14 protein-coding genes are annotated in these 18,426 nt (G+C 69.9%); 5 read left to right on the top strand and 9 right to left on the bottom strand.

The genetic code is table 11. The annotated features are described in order from the left end of the window. Window positions 1–225: 225 nt before the first annotated feature. Genes tkt through pgl form a run of 5 tightly spaced genes read left to right on the top strand, consistent with a single transcriptional unit; the run spans window position 226 to window position 7,034 of the window. Window positions 226–2,334 carry a transketolase gene (gene tkt, locus ACLZN2_RS37320; protein ID WP_416984020.1) on the top strand — a complete coding sequence of 703 codons (2,109 nt, stop codon included), beginning with the start codon at window positions 226–228 and terminating at the stop codon, window positions 2,332–2,334. A 33-nt stretch (window positions 2,335–2,367) separates the two neighbouring features. Next, the gene (gene tal / locus ACLZN2_RS37325) at window positions 2,368–3,486 is read left to right on the top strand and encodes a transaldolase (RefSeq protein WP_416984021.1); all 1,119 of its coding nucleotides are present in this window, start codon (window positions 2,368–2,370) and stop codon (window positions 3,484–3,486) included. A gap of 4 nt (window positions 3,487–3,490) precedes the next feature. Continuing rightward, the gene (zwf, locus tag ACLZN2_RS37330; RefSeq protein ID WP_416984022.1) at window positions 3,491–5,029 is read left to right on the top strand and encodes a glucose-6-phosphate dehydrogenase; all 1,539 of its coding nucleotides are present in this window, start codon (window positions 3,491–3,493) and stop codon (window positions 5,027–5,029) included. After that, window positions 5,026–6,255 (top strand): glucose-6-phosphate dehydrogenase assembly protein OpcA, encoded by a 1,230-nt coding sequence (gene opcA, locus ACLZN2_RS37335; protein WP_416984023.1) that lies wholly within the window; start codon window positions 5,026–5,028, stop codon window positions 6,253–6,255. The genes zwf and opcA overlap by 4 nt, the downstream gene beginning before the upstream one ends. Next, window positions 6,252–7,034 carry a 6-phosphogluconolactonase gene (gene pgl, locus ACLZN2_RS37340; protein ID WP_416984024.1) on the top strand — a complete coding sequence of 261 codons (783 nt, stop codon included), beginning with the start codon at window positions 6,252–6,254 and terminating at the stop codon, window positions 7,032–7,034. Before opcA ends, pgl begins: the two co-directional genes overlap by 4 nt. 27 nt (window positions 7,035–7,061) lie before the next feature. Here the strand turns inward: pgl and ACLZN2_RS37345 are convergent, their stop codons facing one another. The 9 genes from ACLZN2_RS37345 to ACLZN2_RS37385 form a co-directional block, all read right to left on the bottom strand. Further along, window positions 7,062–7,895, bottom strand: coding sequence for a hypothetical protein (locus ACLZN2_RS37345; RefSeq protein ID WP_416984025.1), 834 nt, complete (start codon window positions 7,893–7,895; stop codon window positions 7,062–7,064). 61 nt (window positions 7,896–7,956) lie between these two features. Continuing rightward, on the bottom strand, window positions 7,957–9,609 hold the full coding sequence (gene pgi, locus ACLZN2_RS37350) for a glucose-6-phosphate isomerase (RefSeq protein ID WP_416984026.1): 1,653 nt from the start codon (window positions 9,607–9,609) through the stop codon (window positions 7,957–7,959). 73 nt (window positions 9,610–9,682) lie between these two features. After that, window positions 9,683–10,951 carry an MFS transporter gene (locus tag ACLZN2_RS37355; RefSeq protein ID WP_416984027.1) on the bottom strand — a complete coding sequence of 423 codons (1,269 nt, stop codon included), beginning with the start codon at window positions 10,949–10,951 and terminating at the stop codon, window positions 9,683–9,685. Window positions 10,952–11,106: 155 nt separating this feature from the next. Next, on the bottom strand, window positions 11,107–11,442 hold the full coding sequence (locus ACLZN2_RS37360; protein ID WP_003957010.1) for an RNA polymerase-binding protein RbpA: 336 nt from the start codon (window positions 11,440–11,442) through the stop codon (window positions 11,107–11,109). A gap of 228 nt (window positions 11,443–11,670) precedes the next feature. Next, window positions 11,671–11,901 (bottom strand): preprotein translocase subunit SecG, encoded by a 231-nt coding sequence (gene secG / locus ACLZN2_RS37365; protein WP_189718317.1) that lies wholly within the window; start codon window positions 11,899–11,901, stop codon window positions 11,671–11,673. A 113-nt stretch (window positions 11,902–12,014) separates the two neighbouring features. Then, complete coding sequence (gene tpiA / locus ACLZN2_RS37370) at window positions 12,015–12,791, bottom strand: triose-phosphate isomerase (protein ID WP_416984028.1); 777 nt, start codon at window positions 12,789–12,791, stop codon at window positions 12,015–12,017. A 6-nt stretch (window positions 12,792–12,797) separates the two neighbouring features. Continuing rightward, window positions 12,798–14,009, bottom strand: a complete 1,212-nt coding sequence (locus ACLZN2_RS37375) for a phosphoglycerate kinase (protein ID WP_416984029.1) — start codon at window positions 14,007–14,009, stop codon at window positions 12,798–12,800. Window positions 14,010–14,142: 133 nt separating this feature from the next. Next, on the bottom strand, window positions 14,143–15,153 hold the full coding sequence (gap, locus tag ACLZN2_RS37380; protein WP_416984030.1) for a type I glyceraldehyde-3-phosphate dehydrogenase: 1,011 nt from the start codon (window positions 15,151–15,153) through the stop codon (window positions 14,143–14,145). A gap of 228 nt (window positions 15,154–15,381) precedes the next feature. Continuing rightward, window positions 15,382–18,336: a M14 family zinc carboxypeptidase gene (locus ACLZN2_RS37385; RefSeq protein WP_416984031.1), complete on the bottom strand. Its 2,955-nt coding sequence runs from the start codon at window positions 18,334–18,336 to the stop codon at window positions 15,382–15,384. Between the last annotated feature and the right edge of the window lie 90 nt (window positions 18,337–18,426).

Consider the following 18,426-nt stretch of genomic DNA (forward strand, 5'->3'; position numbering starts at 1 on the left):
TGAGCAGTCAGATGAGCGGCTCCGTATTCATGTGCCGAATGCGGTTCCGGCCATCCGGTGGGCGGATCGCAGCAAGGCCCGGCAGTCTGGAATGACTCGAAAAAACGCACGTCCCCGCAGGGGTAGGCTCGACAGCGGCCGGTGGGCATCCAGTCCCCCGGCAGCCGGTGGGCGCGTGCCCGGAACAGCCGGTATTCGACATGTGGAGAGGAGCCCTGACCCAGGGTGAGCACCAAGCCGACCACCACAGACCTCGAGTGGACCGCATTGGATCAGCGGGCCGTCGACACCGCCCGCGTCCTGGCCGCCGACGCCGTACAGAAGGTCGGCAACGGCCATCCCGGTACGGCGATGAGCCTGGCCCCCGCCGCCTACACCCTCTTCCAGAAGGTGATGCGGCACGACCCGGCGGACGCCGACTGGGTGGGCCGCGACCGTTTCGTGCTGTCCGCGGGCCATTCGTCCCTGACCCTCTACACCCAGCTCTACCTGGCCGGTTTCGGCCTTGAGCTGGACGATCTGAAGGCCTTCCGTACGTGGGGTTCGAAGACCCCCGGTCACCCCGAGTACGGCCACACAGTGGGTGTCGAGACCACCACCGGCCCGCTGGGCCAGGGTGTCGCCAACGCCGTCGGCATGGCGATGGCCGCCCGCTACGAGCGCGGTCTGTTCGACCCGGAGGCCCCGCAGGGCGAGTCCCCCTTCGACCACTTCGTGTACGTGATCGCGGGTGACGGCTGCCTCCAGGAGGGCATCGCCGCCGAGGCGTCCTCGATGGCCGGCCACCAGAAGCTGGGCAACCTGGTCCTGCTGTGGGACGACAACCACATCTCGATCGAGGGTGACACCGAGACGGCCGTCTCCGAGGACACCGTCAAGCGGTACGAGGCCTACGGCTGGCATGTGCAGCGGATCGCCCCGAAGCCGGACGGCGACCTCGACCCGCACGCGATCTACAACGCGGTCGAGGAAGCGAAGAAGGTGACGGACAAGCCGTCCTTCATCGCGATGCGCTCGATCATCGCCTGGCCCGCCCCGAACGCGCAGAACACCGAGGCCGCGCACGGCTCGGCGCTCGGCGACGACGAGGTGGCCGCGACCAAGCGCGTCCTCGGCTTCGACCCGGAGCAGTCCTTCGAGGTCGCCGACGAGGTCATCGCCCACACCCGGGGGGCGCTGGAGCGCGGCGCGGACGCGAAGGCTCAGTGGGAGAAGTCCTTCCAGCTGTGGCGGGACAACAACCCCGAGCGGGCCGCCGAGTTCGACCGGATCGCCGCGGGCGAGCTGCCGGCCGGCTGGGAGGAGAAGCTCCCGGTCTTCGAGCCCGGCAAGGGTGTCGCCACGCGTGCCGCGTCCGGCAAGGTGCTCCAGGCGCTCGGCGCGATCATCCCCGAGCTGTGGGGCGGCTCGGCCGACCTCGCGGGCTCCAACAACACGACGATCGACAAGACCTCGTCGTTCCTCCCGGCGGACAACCCGCTGCCCGAGGCGGACCCGTACGGCCGCACGATCCACTTCGGCATCCGCGAGCACTCCATGGCCGCGGAGATGAACGGCATCGCGCTGCACGGCAACACCCGTGTCTACGGCGGCACGTTCCTCGTGTTCTCCGACTACATGCGCAACGCGGTGCGGCTGTCGGCGCTGATGCACCTGCCGGTGACGTACGTGTGGACGCACGACTCGATCGGTCTCGGTGAGGACGGCCCGACGCACCAGCCCGTCGAGCACCTCGCCTCGCTGCGCGCCATCCCGGGCCTGAACGTGGTCCGCCCGGCCGACGCCAACGAGACCGCGATCGCCTGGCGCGAGATCCTCCGGCGCTGGACCAAGGTGTTCGGCAAGGGCGCCCCGCACGGCCTCGCGCTGACCCGTCAGGGCGTGCCGACGTACGAGCCCAACGAGGATGCCGCTCGTGGCGGTTACATCCTCTTCGAGGCGTCGAACGGTTCGCCGGAGGTCGTCCTCGTCGCCACCGGTTCCGAGGTGCACGTGGCCGTCGAGGCGCGCGAGCGGCTGGAGGCCGACGGGGTGCCCACCCGCGTCGTGTCCATGCTGTCCGTGGAGTGGTTCGAGGAGCAGTCGCGCGAGTACCGCGACAGTGTCCTCCCGCCGTCCGTGAAGGCCCGTGTCGCGGTCGAGGCCGGTATCGGTCTGACCTGGCACAAGTACGTCGGGGACGCCGGCCGCATCGTTTCCCTGGAACACTTCGGTGCTTCGGCCGACGGCAAGGTCCTTTTCCAGGAGTACGGCTTCAATGCCGAGCACGTTGCCGATGAGGCAAAGAAGTCGATCGACAAGGCGCGGGAATCTCTCGCCGACGCCCGGCGCTGACGCTCATATACGACACGTAGGAGATGTAATTCCATGACAGACGCACTGAAGCGCCTCTCCGAGGAGGGCGTCGCGATCTGGCTGGACGACCTGTCGCGCAAGCGGATCACGTCCGGCAACCTGGCCGAGCTGATCGACCAGCAGCACGTCGTGGGCGTCACCACCAACCCGTCGATCTTCCAGAAGGCGATCAGCGGCGGCGACGGGTACGAGGAGCAGGTCGCCGACCTCGCGGCCCGCAAGGTCACCGTCGACGAGGCCATCCGCATGATCACCACGGCGGACGTCCGGGACGCGGCCGACATCCTGCGCCCGGTCTTCGACGCCACCGGCGGTCAGGACGGCCGGGTGTCGATCGAGGTCGACCCGCGCCTGGCGCACAACACCCGCGCGACGGTCGCCGAGGCCAAGCAGCTGGCCTGGCTGGTCGACCGCCCCAACACGCTCATCAAGATCCCGGCCACCAAGGCGGGTCTGCCGGCGATCACCGAGGTCATCGGCAACGGCATCAGCGTCAACGTCACGCTGATCTTCTCGCTGGAGCGCTACCGCGAGGTGATGGACGCCTACCTGGCCGGTCTGGAGAAGGCCAGGGAGAAGGGTCTCGACCTCTCACTGATCCACTCGGTGGCGTCGTTCTTCGTGTCCCGTGTGGACACCGAGATCGACAAGCGCCTGGACGCGCTGGGCACCGACGAGGCGAAGGCCGCGCGCGGCAAGGCCGCCGTCGCCAACGCCCGGCTCGCCTACGAGGCGTACGAAGAGGTCTTCGGCACCGAGCGCTGGAGCAAGCTGGAGAGCGCCGGCGCCAACAAGCAGCGTCCGCTGTGGGCCTCCACCGGTGTGAAGGACCCGGCGTACAAGGACACCCTGTACGTCGACGAGCTCGTCGCGCCGAACACGGTCAACACCATGCCGGAGGCCACCCTCCAGGCGACCGAGCAGCACGGCGAGATCACCGGCAACACCGTCGCCGGCACCTACGAGCAGGCCCGCGCGGACCTCGACGCCGTCGAGCGGCTGGGCATCTCGTACGACGAGGTGGTACAGCTGCTGGAGGACGAGGGCGTCGAGAAGTTCGAGGCGTCCTGGAACGACCTGCTCAAGTCGACCGAGGCCGAGCTGGAGCGCCTCGCGCCTTCGGAGGGCTGAATCCTTGCCTCCCCTTTCCGGTTCCGGAGCGAACCCGCTTCGTGACCCCGCCGACCGACGGCTCCCGCGTATCGCGGGGCCGTCGGGCCTGGTCATCTTCGGTGTCACGGGCGACCTGTCCCGCAAGAAGCTCATGCCCGCCGTGTACGACCTCGCCAACCGGGGTCTGCTGCCGCCGGGTTTCTCGCTGGTCGGGTTCGCCCGCCGCGAGTGGGCGCACGAGGACTTCGCGCAGGAGGTCCACGACGCCGTCAAGGAGCACGCCCGCACGCCCTTCCGTGAGGAGGTCTGGCAGCAGCTCATCCAGGGCATGCGCTTCGTGCAGGGCACCTTCGACGACGACGACGCCTTCGAGCGGCTGCGCGCGACGATCGAGGAGCTCGACAAGGCACAGGGCACGGGCGGCAACTTCGCCTTCTACCTGTCCGTGCCGCCGCGGTCCTTCCCGGTGGTCATCCAGCAGCTGAAGAAGCACGGGCTGGCCGACCAGACGAAGGAGTCCTGGCGGCGCGCGGTCATCGAGAAGCCGTTCGGGCACGACCTGGCCTCCGCGGAGGAGCTCAACAAGGTCGTCCACGAGGTCTTCGCCCCGGACCAGGTCTTCCGCATCGACCACTATCTGGGCAAGGAGACCGTCCAGAACATCCTGGCGCTGCGGTTCGCCAACACGATGTTCGAGCCGATCTGGAACCGGTCGTTCGTGGACCACGTCCAGATCACGATGGCCGAGGACATCGGCATCGGCGGCCGGGCCGGTTACTACGACGGCATCGGCGCCGCCCGTGACGTCATCCAGAACCACCTGCTGCAGCTGATGGCGCTCACCGCGATGGAGGAGCCCGCCTCCTTCGACGCGGACGCGCTGGCCGCGGAGAAGACCAAGGTGCTCGGCGCGGTACGGCTGCCCGAGGACCTGGGCCGGGACACCGTGCGCGCCCAGTACGCGGCCGGGTGGCAGGGCGGCGAGAAGGCCATCGGCTATCTCGAAGAGGACGGCATCGACCCGCGGTCGAAGACCGACACCTACGCCGCCATCAAGGTGCAGGTCGACAACCGCCGCTGGGCGGGCGTCCCCTTCTATCTGCGCACCGGCAAGCGGCTCGGCCGCCGGGTCACCGAGATCGCGGTCGTCTTCCAGCGCGCCCCGCACTCCCCCTTCGACCACACGGCGACGGAGGAGCTCGGCAAGAACGCGATCGTCATCCGCGTCCAGCCCGACGAGGGCGTGACCGTCCGCTTCGGCTCCAAGGTGCCCGGCACCTCCATGGAGATCCGGGACGTGTCCATGGACTTCGCCTACGGCGAGTCGTTCACGGAGTCCTCGCCCGAGGCGTACGAGCGCCTCATCCTCGACGTGCTGCTCGGCGACTCGAACCTCTTCCCCCGCACGGAAGAGGTGGAGCTGTCCTGGAAGATCCTCGACCCGATCGAGCGGTACTGGGACGAGAACGGCAGGCCCGCGCAGTACCCGGCCGGTACCTGGGGCCCCGTCGAGGCGGACCAGATGCTCGAACGAGACGGACGGAGCTGGCGCCGGCCATGAAGATAGACCTCACGGACACCACCGCCAGCAAGATCAACAAGGCGCTGGTGCAGGGCCGCCGGGCGATCGGCACCCCGGCCGTGGGCATGGTGCTCACACTCGTCGTCGTCACCGACGAGGAGAACGCGTACGACGCGCTCAAGGCCGCAGGCGACGCCTCCCACGAGCACCCCTCGCGCACGCTCGTGGTCATCCGGCGCGTCTCGCGCTCACCCCGCGACCGCACGCAGTCCCGGCTGGACGCCGAGGTGCGGGTGGGCGCGGACGCGGGCACCGGCGAGACGGTCGTGCTGCGGCTGTACGGCGAGGTGTCCGACCACGCCCAGTCGGTGGTGCTGCCGCTGCTGCTGCCGGACGCCCCGGTCGTCGTGTGGTGGCCGGTGAACGCCCCGCTCGACCCGGCCGCCGACCCGCTCGGCGCGCTGGCCCAGCGCCGCGTCACCGACACCTACGCCTCCGAGCAGCCGGTGCGCGAGCTCGGCGCCCGCTCCGACACCTACACCCCCGGTGACACGGACCTGTCGTGGACCCGCATCACGCCCTGGCGTTCGATGCTGGCCGCGGCGCTGGACCAGGTCACCTGCGAGGTGGAGTCGGTCGAGGTGGAGGGCGAGGAGTTCAACCCGAGCTGCGAGCTGCTGGCGATGTGGCTCGCGGACCGGCTGGACGTGCCCGTCAGGCGCTCGCTGTCGGGCGGCCCCGGGCTCACCGCCGTCCGCATGGCGACCTCCTCCGGGCCGATCGTCCTGGACCGGGCCGACGGCTCGCTGGCCACCCTCTCCATCGAGGGCCAGCCCGACCGCGCGGTGGCGCTCAAGCGCCGCGACACGGCCGAGCTGATCGCGGAGGAGCTGCGCCGGCTGGACCCGGACGACACGTACGCCTCCGCCCTGCGGTTCGGGGTGGAGCGGCTGAACGCGTCGGCCGCGGCCCCGGCGGCCTCGGTTCCGGCGGCCTCGGTTCCGGCGGCCTCGCCGGGCGGGGACGCGGTCGCGCGGGCCATGGCCGCGGTCGAGAAGGCCGGGGCGGCTGTGGAACAGGCCGAGGCGGCGGTCGGCAAGGCGGAGGCCGAGCCGGCCGAGGGCGAGGGTGACACCGGGACCGAGCCGGCCAAAGGAGATCGGGACGGCGTCGAAGGGCCTACGGAAGCTGCCGGGAAGGAAGGGCAGGCGTCGGCACCGCTGAAGCCGGTCCCTTCCGGTCTCTCCGGGAAGGCCGCACGGTGAACGCCCCGCAGCTGGTCGTGCACCGCGACAAGGAGCTGATGGCGCAGGCCGCCGCGGCCCGTCTGATCACACGGATCGTGGACGCGCAGGCCTCCCGGGGCTTCGCGTCCGTGGTCCTCACCGGCGGCCGCAACGGCAACGGTCTGCTGGCCGCACTGGCGTCCGCGCCCGCCCGGGACGCGATCGACTGGGGCCGGCTCGACCTGTGGTGGGGCGACGAGCGGTTCCTGCCCGAGGGCGACCCGGAACGCAACGTCACCCAGGCCCGTGAGGCCCTGCTGGACGCCGTCCCCCTGGACCCGAAGCGCGTGCACGCCATGCCCGCGTCCGACGGTCCGTACGGCGCCGACGTCGAGACCGCCGCGGAGGCGTACGCGCAGGAGCTGGCCCGTGCGGCCGGCCCCGAGAACCACGGCACCGTGCCCACCTTCGACGTCCTGATGCTGGGCGTCGGCCCGGACACCCATGTGGCCTCGCTCTTCCCCGAGCTGCCGGCCGTACGGGAGACCGAGCGCACGGTGGTCGGGGTGCACGGCGCGCCCAAGCCCCCGCCGACCCGGGTCACGCTGACCCTGCCGGCCATCCGGGCGGCCCGTGAGGTGTGGCTGCTCGCGGCGGGCGAGGACAAGGCGAACGCCGCGGCGATCGCCCTCTCCGGCGCGGGCGAGATCCAGGCCCCGGCGGCGGGCGCCCGCGGCCGGGCCCGCACCCTGTGGCTCCTGGACCAGGCGGCGGCCTCCCAGCTGCCGAGGTCGCTGTACCCGCCGGCGTCTCCCTGAGACACCCCGCTCACGGAACCCGTACGGTCAAGCGCCGTACGGGTTCCGTCCGTTGTGGGGGCTGAACGGGTTGCCCTGCTGAGGCAGGTACGCCGCCGACCGCGGTGCCGGGGCAGGTCGGAAGGTGGCCGGGTGGGCCATGAGGCGGATGCCGTAGTGCTTTTTGAGGCGATGGGCCTCCAGCAGGCCGATCGCCGTGACCGTCACCGGGGCGGACAGGATGCACACGACACCGACGAAGTTGTCCATGCCGCGCTCATCACTGCCCACCAGGTCGGAAACGGCCGGCACCCAGCTCGTCACGGTGGCGAGCAGGGGCGGCAGACAGCGGTGCACCGCGGCGGTGCCGAAGAAGTTGCCGGTGAGCTGGACAGCACCCCAGATCAGGAAGAGGAGCATCCACAGGCCCAGGCCGCTCAGGACGATCTTCGGGATCGTCCCCACCTTCTCGCCGAATACGAACAGCTCAAAGCAGACCAAGGCCGAGGCGGTGAAGAGTGAGAGCAGTTTGACCGTGTCGAAGAGGCGCGCCCGCATCCGGCGCACGGTGCCGCCGCGCCGCCAGACCAGGAGCATCACGCCGGTCGTCAGCGGGGTGACACAGAACAGCACGATCGCCGCGATCGTGGCGTTCCTCGGCAGATCCACCCAGGAGAACCCGGTCTCGATGACCAGGTGGACGCCGAGGGCCGCGACGAATCCGACGGCGACCCTGGCCCGCTTGAGCCGCTCCACGGTCGGGTCGAGCGCGTCCGGGATCCAGGCGGGGTGGAACACCGCCCGCGCCGCGCGATGCGGCAGCAGGTAGGACCCGGCCGTCAGGTCGCCGTCGGTCCAGCGCCTGCGGTGTGCGTTGCCCACTGAGGCTCCCGAGCAATCGTGTACATGATCGCCCGGGAGTCTACACACGGGATGTTGTCGGCTAGCGGCCCCGCAGCTCGCGGTACTTGGCGACCAGCGCCTTGGTCGATGCGTCCAGGCCGGGGACCTCGGCGCCTTCGGTCAGTGCGGGCTCGACGCGCTTGGCGAGGACCTTGCCGAGCTCCACGCCCCACTGGTCGAAGGAGTCGATGTTCCACACGGCGCCCTGCACGAACACCTTGTGCTCGTAGAGCGCGACGAGTTGGCCGAGGACCGACGGGGTCAGCTCGGCGGCGAGGATCGTGGTCGTCGGGTGGTTGCCCTTGAACGTCTTGTGGGCCACCAGTTCCTCGGGCACGCCCTCCGCGCGCACCTCTCCGGGCGTCTTGCCGAAGGCGAGCGCCTGGGTCTGGGCGAAGAAGTTGGCCATCAACAGGTCGTGCTGCGCCTTGAGTTCGTCGCTCAGCTCGTCGACCGGGCGGGCGAAGCCGATGAAGTCCGCCGGGATCAGCTTCGTGCCCTGGTGGATCAACTGGTAGTAGGCGTGCTGCCCGTTGGTGCCGGGCGTGCCCCAGACGACCGGGCCGGTCTGCCAGTCGACCTCCTTGCCGTCGCGGCCGACGTACTTGCCGTTCGACTCCATGTCCAGCTGCTGGAGATAGGCGGCGAACTTGGACAGATAGTGGCTGTAGGGCAGCACGGCGTGCGACTGGGCGTCGTGGAAGTTGCCGTACCAGATGCCCAACAGGCCGAGCAGCAGCGGCACATTGGACTCGGCGGGGGCGGTGCGGAAGTGCTCGTCGACGGTGCGGAAGCCGTCGAGCATCTCGCGGAAGCGGTCCGCGCCGATGGCGATCATCAGGGAGAGACCGATCGCCGAGTCGTAGGAGTAGCGGCCGCCGACCCAGTCCCAGAACTCGAACATGTTGGCCGTGTCGATGCCGAAGTCCGCGACTTTCTCCGCGTTCGTCGACAGCGCCACGAAGTGCCGCGCGACCGCCTTCACGTCGCCGCCGAGGCCCTCGAGGAGCCAGGTGCGGGCCGAGGTGGCGTTGGTGATCGTCTCGATGGTGGTGAAGGTCTTGGACGCGATGATGAACAGCGTCTCGGCCGGGTCCAGGTCGCGGGTGGCCTCGTGCAGGTCGGCGCCGTCGACGTTCGACACGAAACGGACCGTGAGGTCACGGTCGGTGTAGCTGCGCAGCACCTCGAAGGCCATCGCCGGGCCGAGGTCGGAGCCGCCGATGCCGATGTTGACGACGTTCCTGATGCGCCGGCCGGTGTGGCCGGTCCACTCGCCGGAGCGCACACGGCCCGCGAAGTCGGCCATCTTGTCCAGGACGGCGTGGACGGCGGGGACCACGTTCTCCCCGTCGACCTCGATCACCGCGTCGGCCGGGGCGCGCAGGGCGGTGTGCAGCACCGCACGGTCCTCGGTGGTGTTGATCTTCTCGCCGCGGAACATGGCGTCCCTGAGGCCGAAGACGTCGGCCGCCTCGGCCAGCTCGCGCAGCAGCCGCAGCGTCTCGTCGGTGACGAGGTGCTTGGAGTAGTCGATGTGCAGGTCGCCGACCTGCACGGTGTATCCGCCGCCGCGTTCGGGGTCGGCGGCGAACAGCTCGCGCAGCTGTACCTCGCCGAGTTCCTCGCGATGCTTGGCCAGAGCCGTCCACTCGGGCGTCTGGTTGAGCCTCGTACGGCCGTCTGCGTTCATGTCGGACTTCAGCCCTTCCTTGCCTGTCCGTGCTGCCTCGCACGGCTTGCCCCGCCGGTCCCAACCTAGTTGATCAGCGCGTCACGCGAGCGGACGCGGAACCGTCCTGCGGGGCAACAACAGGTACGTCCGCCCGGCCCGCGGGTATCAACGCGGCGACGGCCAGGCCGAAGAGCGCGGCCGCCAGCAGCGCGGGCGCGTTCAGCCCGAGGACGTCGGCGGCCGCCCCGCCGAGGAGGGCACCGGTCGGAGCGCCGGACGTGGACGCCGTACGGAAGGCCGAGGAGATACGGCCGACCATGGACTCGGGGCTGCGCTGCTGGATCAGCGTGACCTGGTTGACGTTCCACACCATGTTCATGATCCCGAGCAGCAGCATGCCGGCGAGAAGCGCGCCGAGATGCCGGACGGTGCCCATCAGCACCAGTGCGGCGGTCTGGACGGTGCCGCCGAGCAGCAGGGCCCGGGCCCGGCCGACACGGAGCGCGACGCGCTGGGCGAGCAGGCCGCCGGCGAGGCTGCCGAGGGCGTACGCCGTCATGGCGGCGGCGTATCCGGTGGTGTCCGCGTGCAGCCAGCGCGTCACGTGCAGCACCAGGGTGGCGATGAGGGCGCCCATGCCGATGTTGCACAGCAGGGTGGCGGAGCAGATCGCGCGCAGGACGCGGTCCTGCCAGAGGTGGCGCAGTCCGTCGCCCATCTCCTTGCGCAGGGTGCTGCCCGAGGGGCGCGGCTCCCGCTCGGGCGGGCGTGTCCGCAGGGAGGCGACCAGGGCTGCGGCCAGCAGATAGGTGCCCGCGTCGGCGGCGAACGGCATGAAGGCGCCGATGCCGAGCAGCACGGGCACGAACGGTCCGGCCAGGAGGCCGCCGGCCAGTTGCTGGCCGGTCAGCAGCCGGGCGTTGGCGCCGCCCAGGGCCGAGCGGGGCACCAGGGAGGGCAGCAGGGCCGTCGCAGCGTTGTCGAAGAGGGTCTGCAAGGTGGTCAGCAGGAACGCTAGGGCGATCAGCAGCGGGACGGAGGCGTGGCCGAGGCCCACGGCGAGCGCGAAGGCGGCGACGAGCAGTCCTCGTACGGTGTCGACGGCCCACATGGCGCGCCGCTGGTCCACCCGGTCGGCGACGGCCCCGCCGAGCAGGCCGAACAGCAGCCAGGGGAGATAGGCGCAGGCGGTCACGGAGGCGACGGCCAGTGGCTCGTCCGTGAGCCGCACGGCGAGCAGCGGCAGGGCGGTCGTGCGCAGCGCGTCCCCGAAGCGGGAGATCACGGCGGCGCTCCACAGCCGTCCGAAACCCCCGCGCCAGGCGGGCGCCCGCTTCTGGCCCGTCTCGACCCCCGTCATGAATCCCCTCCCCCGTTCGCCGGTTCACCGCGCAGCGGGAACCCACGGAAAGAACGTTAGAGGAGACCACTGACAACGGGCCGGGAGGCGGTCGGCCACGGCGGGCGAAACAGGTCCGGCCAGGTGCCTGTCGGGCACCCGGCCGGTGTCAACTCCTAGATTTCGCCCCGCAGTTTGGCGAGCGCCTCGGCGAGGATCGCCTCGCCGTCCGCGTCGCTGCGCCGCTCCCGCACATAGGCGAGGTGCGTCTTGTAGGGCTCGGTGCGCGGCGGGTCCGGGGGGTTGTCCCGGTCCTGTCCGGCCGGGAAGCCGCAGCGCGGGCAGTCCCAGGTGTCGGGAACCTGCGCGTCGCTGGCGAAGCTGGGCTGCGTCTCGTGCCCGTTGGAGCACCAGAAGGAGATGCGCAGTCGGGGCGCGGACTCGCCCCGCTCGGCCTCGCCCATCGGCCCCGCCCCGACCCGGCTTCCTCGGATCGCGTTGCCACTTGCCACGGTCGTAACTCCCTGCGTGATGGTGCCGCAAAGCGAGTCGGCGTTTCGCTTCGCTGCGAGCGCCTCAGTCTACGTAAGGCCCAACGCGCGTCCAGTGATTGGAGTTACAGCTCCGGCACATAGACGCAAGCCCCATGATAGGCCGCGCTCAGCTGCGCGTACCGAACATGGGGCCTTACGTACGGATTGTGCGTGCCTGTGAGAGGCTGATCAGCTGTTCGTCCGCGCTCAGCTGTTCGTCTTCATGAGGATGCCGAGGACGATGATGCACGCGAACCAGAGCAGACCGATCACGACGGTGATGCGGTCGAGGTTGCGCTCGGCGACCGAGGAGCCGCCGACGGACGACTGCATGCCGCCACCGAACATGTCGGAGAGGCCGCCGCCCTTCCCCTTGTGCATCAGCACCAGCAGCATCAGCAGCAGGCTGAAGACGATCAGGGCGATCGAGAACCCCAAAACCACGGCTGGACCAACTTCCTCGGATTCGGATAACAACGGGGGCACGGCACCTGGGCCATGCCCCCGCAAGGGTACGACGGATCGCCGCTACCGCCTACTCACAGCTCGGGTCACTGGTCGCGGAAGCGCACGATCTTGACGAACTCGTCGGCGTCCAGCGAGGCACCGCCGACCAGGGCGCCGTCGATGTCGGCCTGGGCCATGATCTCGGCGACGTTGCCGGCCTTGACGGAGCCGCCGTACTGGATGCGGACCTTGTCGGCCAGCTCCTGGTCGTACAGCTCGGCGATCTTGCCTCGGATGGCGGCGCAGACCTCCTGGGCGTCGGCGGCGCCGCAGACCTTGCCGGTGCCGATGGCCCAGACGGGCTCGTAGGCGATCACGACGGTCTCGGCCTGGTCGGCCGGGATGTCCTTCAGACCGCCCTCGACCTGGGCGAGGGTGTGGGAGACGTGGTTGCCCGCCTCGCGGACCTCCAGCTCCTCGCCGACGCACAGGATGGGGGTGATGCCGTGCTTGAAGGCGGCCTTGGCCTTGGCGTTGACCTGCTCGTCGGTCTCGGCGTGGTACTGGCGGCGCTCGGAGTGGCCGACGGCCACGTACGCGCACTTCAGCTTGGCGAGCATGGGTCCGGAGACCTCGCCGGTGTAGGCGCCGGACTCGTGGGCCGAGATGTCCTGGGCGCCGTACTTGATGGGGAGCTTGTCGCCCTCGACCAGGGTCTGCACGGAGCGCAGGTCGGTGAAGGGCGGCAGGACGGCGACCTCGACGGCCTCGTAGTCCTTGTCGGACAGGGCGAAGGCGAGCTTCTGGGTGTGGGCGATGGCCTCGAGGTGGTTGAGGTTCATCTTCCAGTTGCCCGCCATCAGCGGCGTACGGGTGCTCATGAGCGGTCAGTCCTCCAGTGCGGCGAGGCCGGGGAGCGTCTTGCCCTCGAGGTATTCGAGGGAGGCGCCGCCGCCGGTCGAGATGTGGCCGAATGCGTTCTCGTCGAAGCCCAGGAGGCGGACGGCGGCGGCGGAGTCGCCACCGCCGACGACCGTGAAGGCCGGGGAGTCGAGGAGGGCCTGGGCGACCGCCTTGGTGCCCTCGGCGAAATCGGGGTGCTCGAAGACGCCCATCGGGCCGTTCCAGAAGACGGTGGCGGCGTCGGTGATCTTCGATGCGTACAGCTTGCGGGACTCCGGACCGATGTCCAGGCCCATCCGGTCGGCCGGGATGCCGTCCGCGGTGACGGTCGTGGCGTCGGCCGGGGCCTTGGTGGCCAGGTCCGGGAACGCGGGGGCGACCACCACGTCGACGGGGAGGACCAGCTCGACGCCGGTCTTCTCCGCGCGCTCGATGTACTCCTGGACCGCCGGGATCTGGTCCTCCTGGAGGAGGGACGTGCCGATCTCGTGGCCCTTGGCCTTGAGGAAGGTGTACGCCATGCCGCCGCCGATGAGCAGCCGGTCGGCCTTGCCGAGCAGTTCGTCGATGACGGCGAGCTTGTCGGAGACCTTGGCGCCGCCGAGCGCGACGACATAGGGGCGCCGGACGTCCTCGGTGAGCTTCTTCAGGACGCCGACCTCGGTGGCGATGAGGAAGCCGGCGTAGTGCGGCAGCCGGGCCGGGAGGTCGTAGACCGAGGCGTGCTTGCGGTGCACGGCACCGAAGCCGTCGCCGACGTAGACGTCCGCGAGCCGGGCGAGCTGGTCGGCGAAGGCGCCGCGCTCGACGTCGTCCTTGGAGGTTTCGCCCGCGTTGAAGCGCAGGTTCTCGACGACGGCGACCTGGCCGTCGGCGAGGGCGGCGACCGTCTGCCGGGCGGAGTCGCCGACCGTGTCGGTCGCGAAGGCCACGGCGGAGCCGAGGAGTTCGCCGAGCCGCGTGGCGGCGGGGCCGAGGGAGAACGCCGGGTCCGGGGCGCCCTTGGGGCGGCCCAGGTGGGAGGCGACGACCACCTTGGCGCCCGCCTCCGCGAGGGCCTTGACGGTCGGCAGGACGGCGCGGATCCGGCCGTCGTCGGTGATGGTGGTGCCGTCCAGCGGCACATTGAGGTCGGCGCGGACGAAGACCCGCCGGCCGGCCACTCCTTCGGCGAGGAGTTCGTCGATCGTCTTCATGAAGGGGACTCCCGAGGGCTGGTGTTGCTCCGTGATCGTAGACAGGGCGGTTCTGTACGTGACTCAGGGCCCGGGCGGCGCGTCCCTGCGCCGCCCGGGCCCTGCGTTCACACCGTGGTGCCTGGTCCGACGGTCAGAGCCGACCGCCGACGAAGACCGTCAGGTCGACGAGGCGGTTGGAGTAGCCCCACTCGTTGTCGTACCAGCCGAGGATCTTCACCGTGTTGCCCTCCTGGACCATGGTCAGGGAGGAGTCGAAGGTGCAGGAGGCCGGGTCGCTGACGATGTCCGAGGACACGATCTGGTCCTCGGTGTAGAACAGGATGCCCTTGAGGTCGCCGTCCTCGGAGGCCTTCTTGAACGCGGCGTTGACCTCGTCCTTGGTGACCTCGCGCTGGAGCGTCACCACGAGGTCGGTGGCCGAGCCGGTCGGGACCGGGACGCGCATGGCGATGCCGTCCAGCTTGCCCTTGAGCTGCGGGAGGACCAGGGCGGTGGCCTTCGCGGCGCCCGTCGTGGTCGGGATGATGTTCTCGGCGGCGGCGCGGGCGCGGCGCAGGTCCGAGTGCGGGAAGTCCAGGATGCGCTGGTCGTTGGTGTACGCGTGGACCGTGGTCATCAGGCCCTTGACGATGCCGAAGTTCTCGTCGAGGACCTTGGCCATCGGCGCCACACAGTTGGTGGTGCAGGAGGCGTTGGAGATGACGTGGTGGTTCGCCGGGTCGTACTTGTCCTGGTTGACGCCCATCACGATGGTGATGTCCTCGTCCTTGGCCGGAGCCGAGATGAGGACCTTCTTGGCGCCGCCGGCGAGGTGCTTCGCGGCGTCGGCCTTCTTCGTGAAGATGCCGGTCGACTCGATGACGATGTCGACGCCGAGCTCGCCCCACGGGATGTCGGCGGGGTTGCGCTCGGACAGCACCTTGATGGTGTGGCCGTCGACGGTGATCGTGTCGGCGGTGTGCGACACCTCGGCCTTGAGGCGGCCCAGGATGGTGTCGTACTTGAGCAGGTGAGCGGTGGTCGCGGTGTCACCCAGGTCGTTGACAGCCACGATCTCGATGTCAGCACCCTGCTCCAGCAGCGCGCGGAAGTAGTTACGACCGATGCGGCCAAAGCCGTTGATGCCTACGCGGATCGTCACGAACCGATCTCCTCGTTGGTACGCCGGCCATGCGGTGCCGGCGAGCTGTATTTGGGATGTCCCCGACCACCCACGACCCTACCTCTCCGAGGCCCCGTCGGTGACATCGACTCCGCCCATACACGGCAGGACGGTCCGTACCCGCCAGTAGGGGTACGGACCGCCCGGACCTGAGGCGTTTTGTGCCCTTATTTCGTCACGGTGCGTCAAACATCGTTGACCGGTGTGTCACTGATCAAGTGATGCGAGGGCCTTTCCGATGAGCGTTTCGCGGTCCGCCGCCGAGGTCATGTGCTCCAGGCCGAAGCCGAGCAGCACGGTGTCGTCGGTGGTGATCGCGCCGTATGTCTGGAACAGCGCTCCGGTGCGGGTCCAGTCCTTCAGGACGGCGGGGCTGCCCGCGGGCGGTCCGCCGGCCTTCCAGGCGCCGAGCGAGGTCTCGAAGCCCTCGGTCTCGGTGGCCGTGCCGCCGACGACCAGCGAGGCGTCGTCGGCGAGGACGCCGTGGCCGCCGGTGCCGGGGTCGGTGACATAGCTGATCGAGACCTCGATGTTCCTGCCCGCGTAGGCGCTCAGGTCGAAGTCGACCTGCTGCCAGCCGCTGGAGGCGCCGGTGAGGGCGTTCCAGGCGCCGGTGGTGCCGGTCGCGGTGCAGTCGTTCGCCCCGAGGGTCAGGTAGTGCTTGAGCCACGGGTGCTCGCCGATGTAGAAGCCCGCGCCGCACTCCGCCGGTACGGCGGTGCCGGTCGCGCCGCCCGTCTCGGGGAGCGTGGTCCAGTCGTCGGCGCCGACGGTGTGGACCTCGACGATCGCGTTGTCGTAGCCGGGCTCGGTGTCCCACAGCAGCCGGGTGCGCAGGGCGGGCTTGCTCGCCGCGGCGACACCGCTGAGGTCGATGGTGCGGGTGAGGCGCTTGTAGGCGTCGTCGGTGTGCACCGCGGCGGCCATGTACGCGCCCGCGTACGGACCGTACGGGTTGACCGTCCCGGAGAACTGCCCGGCGCCGGAGCCGGCGAACTGCGGGTGGGTGGCGGCCGGCAGCTCGTCGGAGGTGACGCCGTAGGTGCCCGCCTTGTCCAGCGGGTTGCCGGCCGCGGCGCCGAGGGCACCGCCTGCGCCCGCGAGCGCGCCGGAGCCGGTGAATCCGGTGGCGCCGGGGGTCGACGTACGGGAGTAGGCGCCCAGGTAGTACTGGCTGAAGTCGTCGGACGGGGTGCCGTCGCCGAGGTCGACGGTGCCGCCGGCCAGTTCGCCGGCCTCGATCAGCTTGCCGCCCTCGTTGAGGAAGGCACGCAGTTCGAGCTGGGTCGGGTTACCGGGAACGCTCGCGCCCGTGTAGTGGACGACCGTGTCGAAGTGGCTCAGCACGCCGAGCGCGTCGGGCGCGCCCTGGGCGGCGACGTCCCAGACGACCGCCTTGCGCCCGTTCGCCTTCAGCGCGTCGACGTAGGTCTGGGCCTGCGTGGCGGCCGCGCCCTCCTCGGCGACGACCAGGGTGTCGGCCTTCGGCCGTGCGGCGATCGTGTAGGTGAAGTGCGAGCTGGAGACCTTCTTGCCGGCCTTGGTCTCACCGGTGAACCAGGCCTCGACCTTGTCACCCGGCCTGCCGCCCCGCACCTTCGCCCGGTACTCGTCGAAGTACAGGTTGTCGTCCCCGCCGTAGGTCTCGCCGCCCTTCCAGGCCTTGAGCGCCCGGTCCTGCGTACGGCCGCCGTTGACGCGGTACTTGAGCTCCTTGTCGCGGATCGCCTTCCGTACGACGACGGAGACCTCCTGGTCCGCGCCGCGCCCGTACGACGTGGTGAACGGCGCCGGGGTGAAGTCGGCGGCGCTCAGACCGACCGAGGACTTCGGCTGGTCGGGGCGGGCGGCGGACTCGGCGACGGAGAGCGCGAACGGGATGTTCTTGGTGAACTCCTGCTGGATCAGCTTCTCGTCGTCGGGGAAGTTGAAGACCGACTGGCAGTCGGAGGCGTTCCACTGGTCGTTCGGGTCGATGTTCGACGCGGTCTGACAGGTCGACATCTCCGGGGTGAACATCGCCGTGCCGTTGACGTTCGCCGCGTGGCCGTCCGCCTCGCCGTTGGTGGTGTACAGCTCCGAGGACACCTGCGGGTGGTAGCCCGGGACCGCGGAGTTGTCGGGCGTGCCGGCGAGCGCCTTGTAGACGACGTCGTCCGGGGTGTCGGTGGCGACCTGCCAGCCGACGCCGTAGAGCAGCAGTTCGGCCGCGGAGTGGTAGTTGATGCCGTACGTGAACCCGATCCGCTTCTCGAAGGCGTCGAGCGCCTTGGTCTCGGGCTCGGAGCCGGCGCTCGCGCCGCGGTAGGTCTGGCTGGTGGGGTTGGGGGACGAACCCTCGTCGTCGTAGCCCCACTTGTAGGGGAAGTTGCGGTTGAGGTCGACGCCGTCGCCGGTGGAGATCGCGCCGTCGCCGTTGACGTCCCGCAGGTTCTTGCGCCACAGGCGGTTGTCGGTGTCCTGGAAGGTGTAGTCGTAGCCGTCGGGGTTGGCCGACAGGACGAACCACAGCTCGGTGGAGTCGACGATCTTCTTGACGCGCTTGTCGGTCCGGTAGTTGTCCAGGTAGTGGTGCAGCAGCCGGCGGGTCATCTCCGGCGTGATCCATTCCCGGGCGTGCTGGTTGGACATGTACAGCACCGAGGGCTTGGAGCCGTCCTTGGTCTTCTTCGCGTCCTTGGTCAGTTTGAGCGCGAGGATGTCCTGGCCGTTCACCGTCTTGCCGATGGAGACGACCTTGGTCAGGCCCGGGTACTGCTGCCCGGTGCGGACGATCTCCTCCTTCAGGCCGCCGCTGCCGCCGTAGGGACGGAACACCGCGTCGGAGGCCGCCTGCACCCGGTCCTCGGCCTTGGCCGAAAGGGTGTGTTCGGTGAGCTCGACGCCCTGCTTCTCGAGCCTGGCCGCCTGCTTGTCGGTGAGGTAGACCTCGACGGTGGCGGTGCCCTTCTCGGGCGCCTGCTCACTGAGTTCGTGCCCGTCCTGGCCGGCCGCCAGCAGCAGGGGTACCTGCTTCTTGGTGACCTCGGCCCGGAACACCTTGACCTCGTCCGGGTCGGGCTTCGGGGCGTTTGCGGGCTGCGCCTGGGCGATGGGTGCGAGTGCCGCTCCGCCGAGCAGGAGTGCGCCGACGGCGAGGATCGATCTCGCTCTACGTCTCATGAACCCCCCTTGCGTAGGTTCGCCACAGCAGCGAACTCTGCCAGGCTCATGACACCTCATGATCCAGTCAAGGGCGCCTCAAGGACAGCA

This window comes from Streptomyces sp. T028 (assembly GCF_048159505.1).
Taxonomy (GTDB): Bacteria; Actinomycetota; Actinomycetes; order Streptomycetales; family Streptomycetaceae; genus Streptomyces.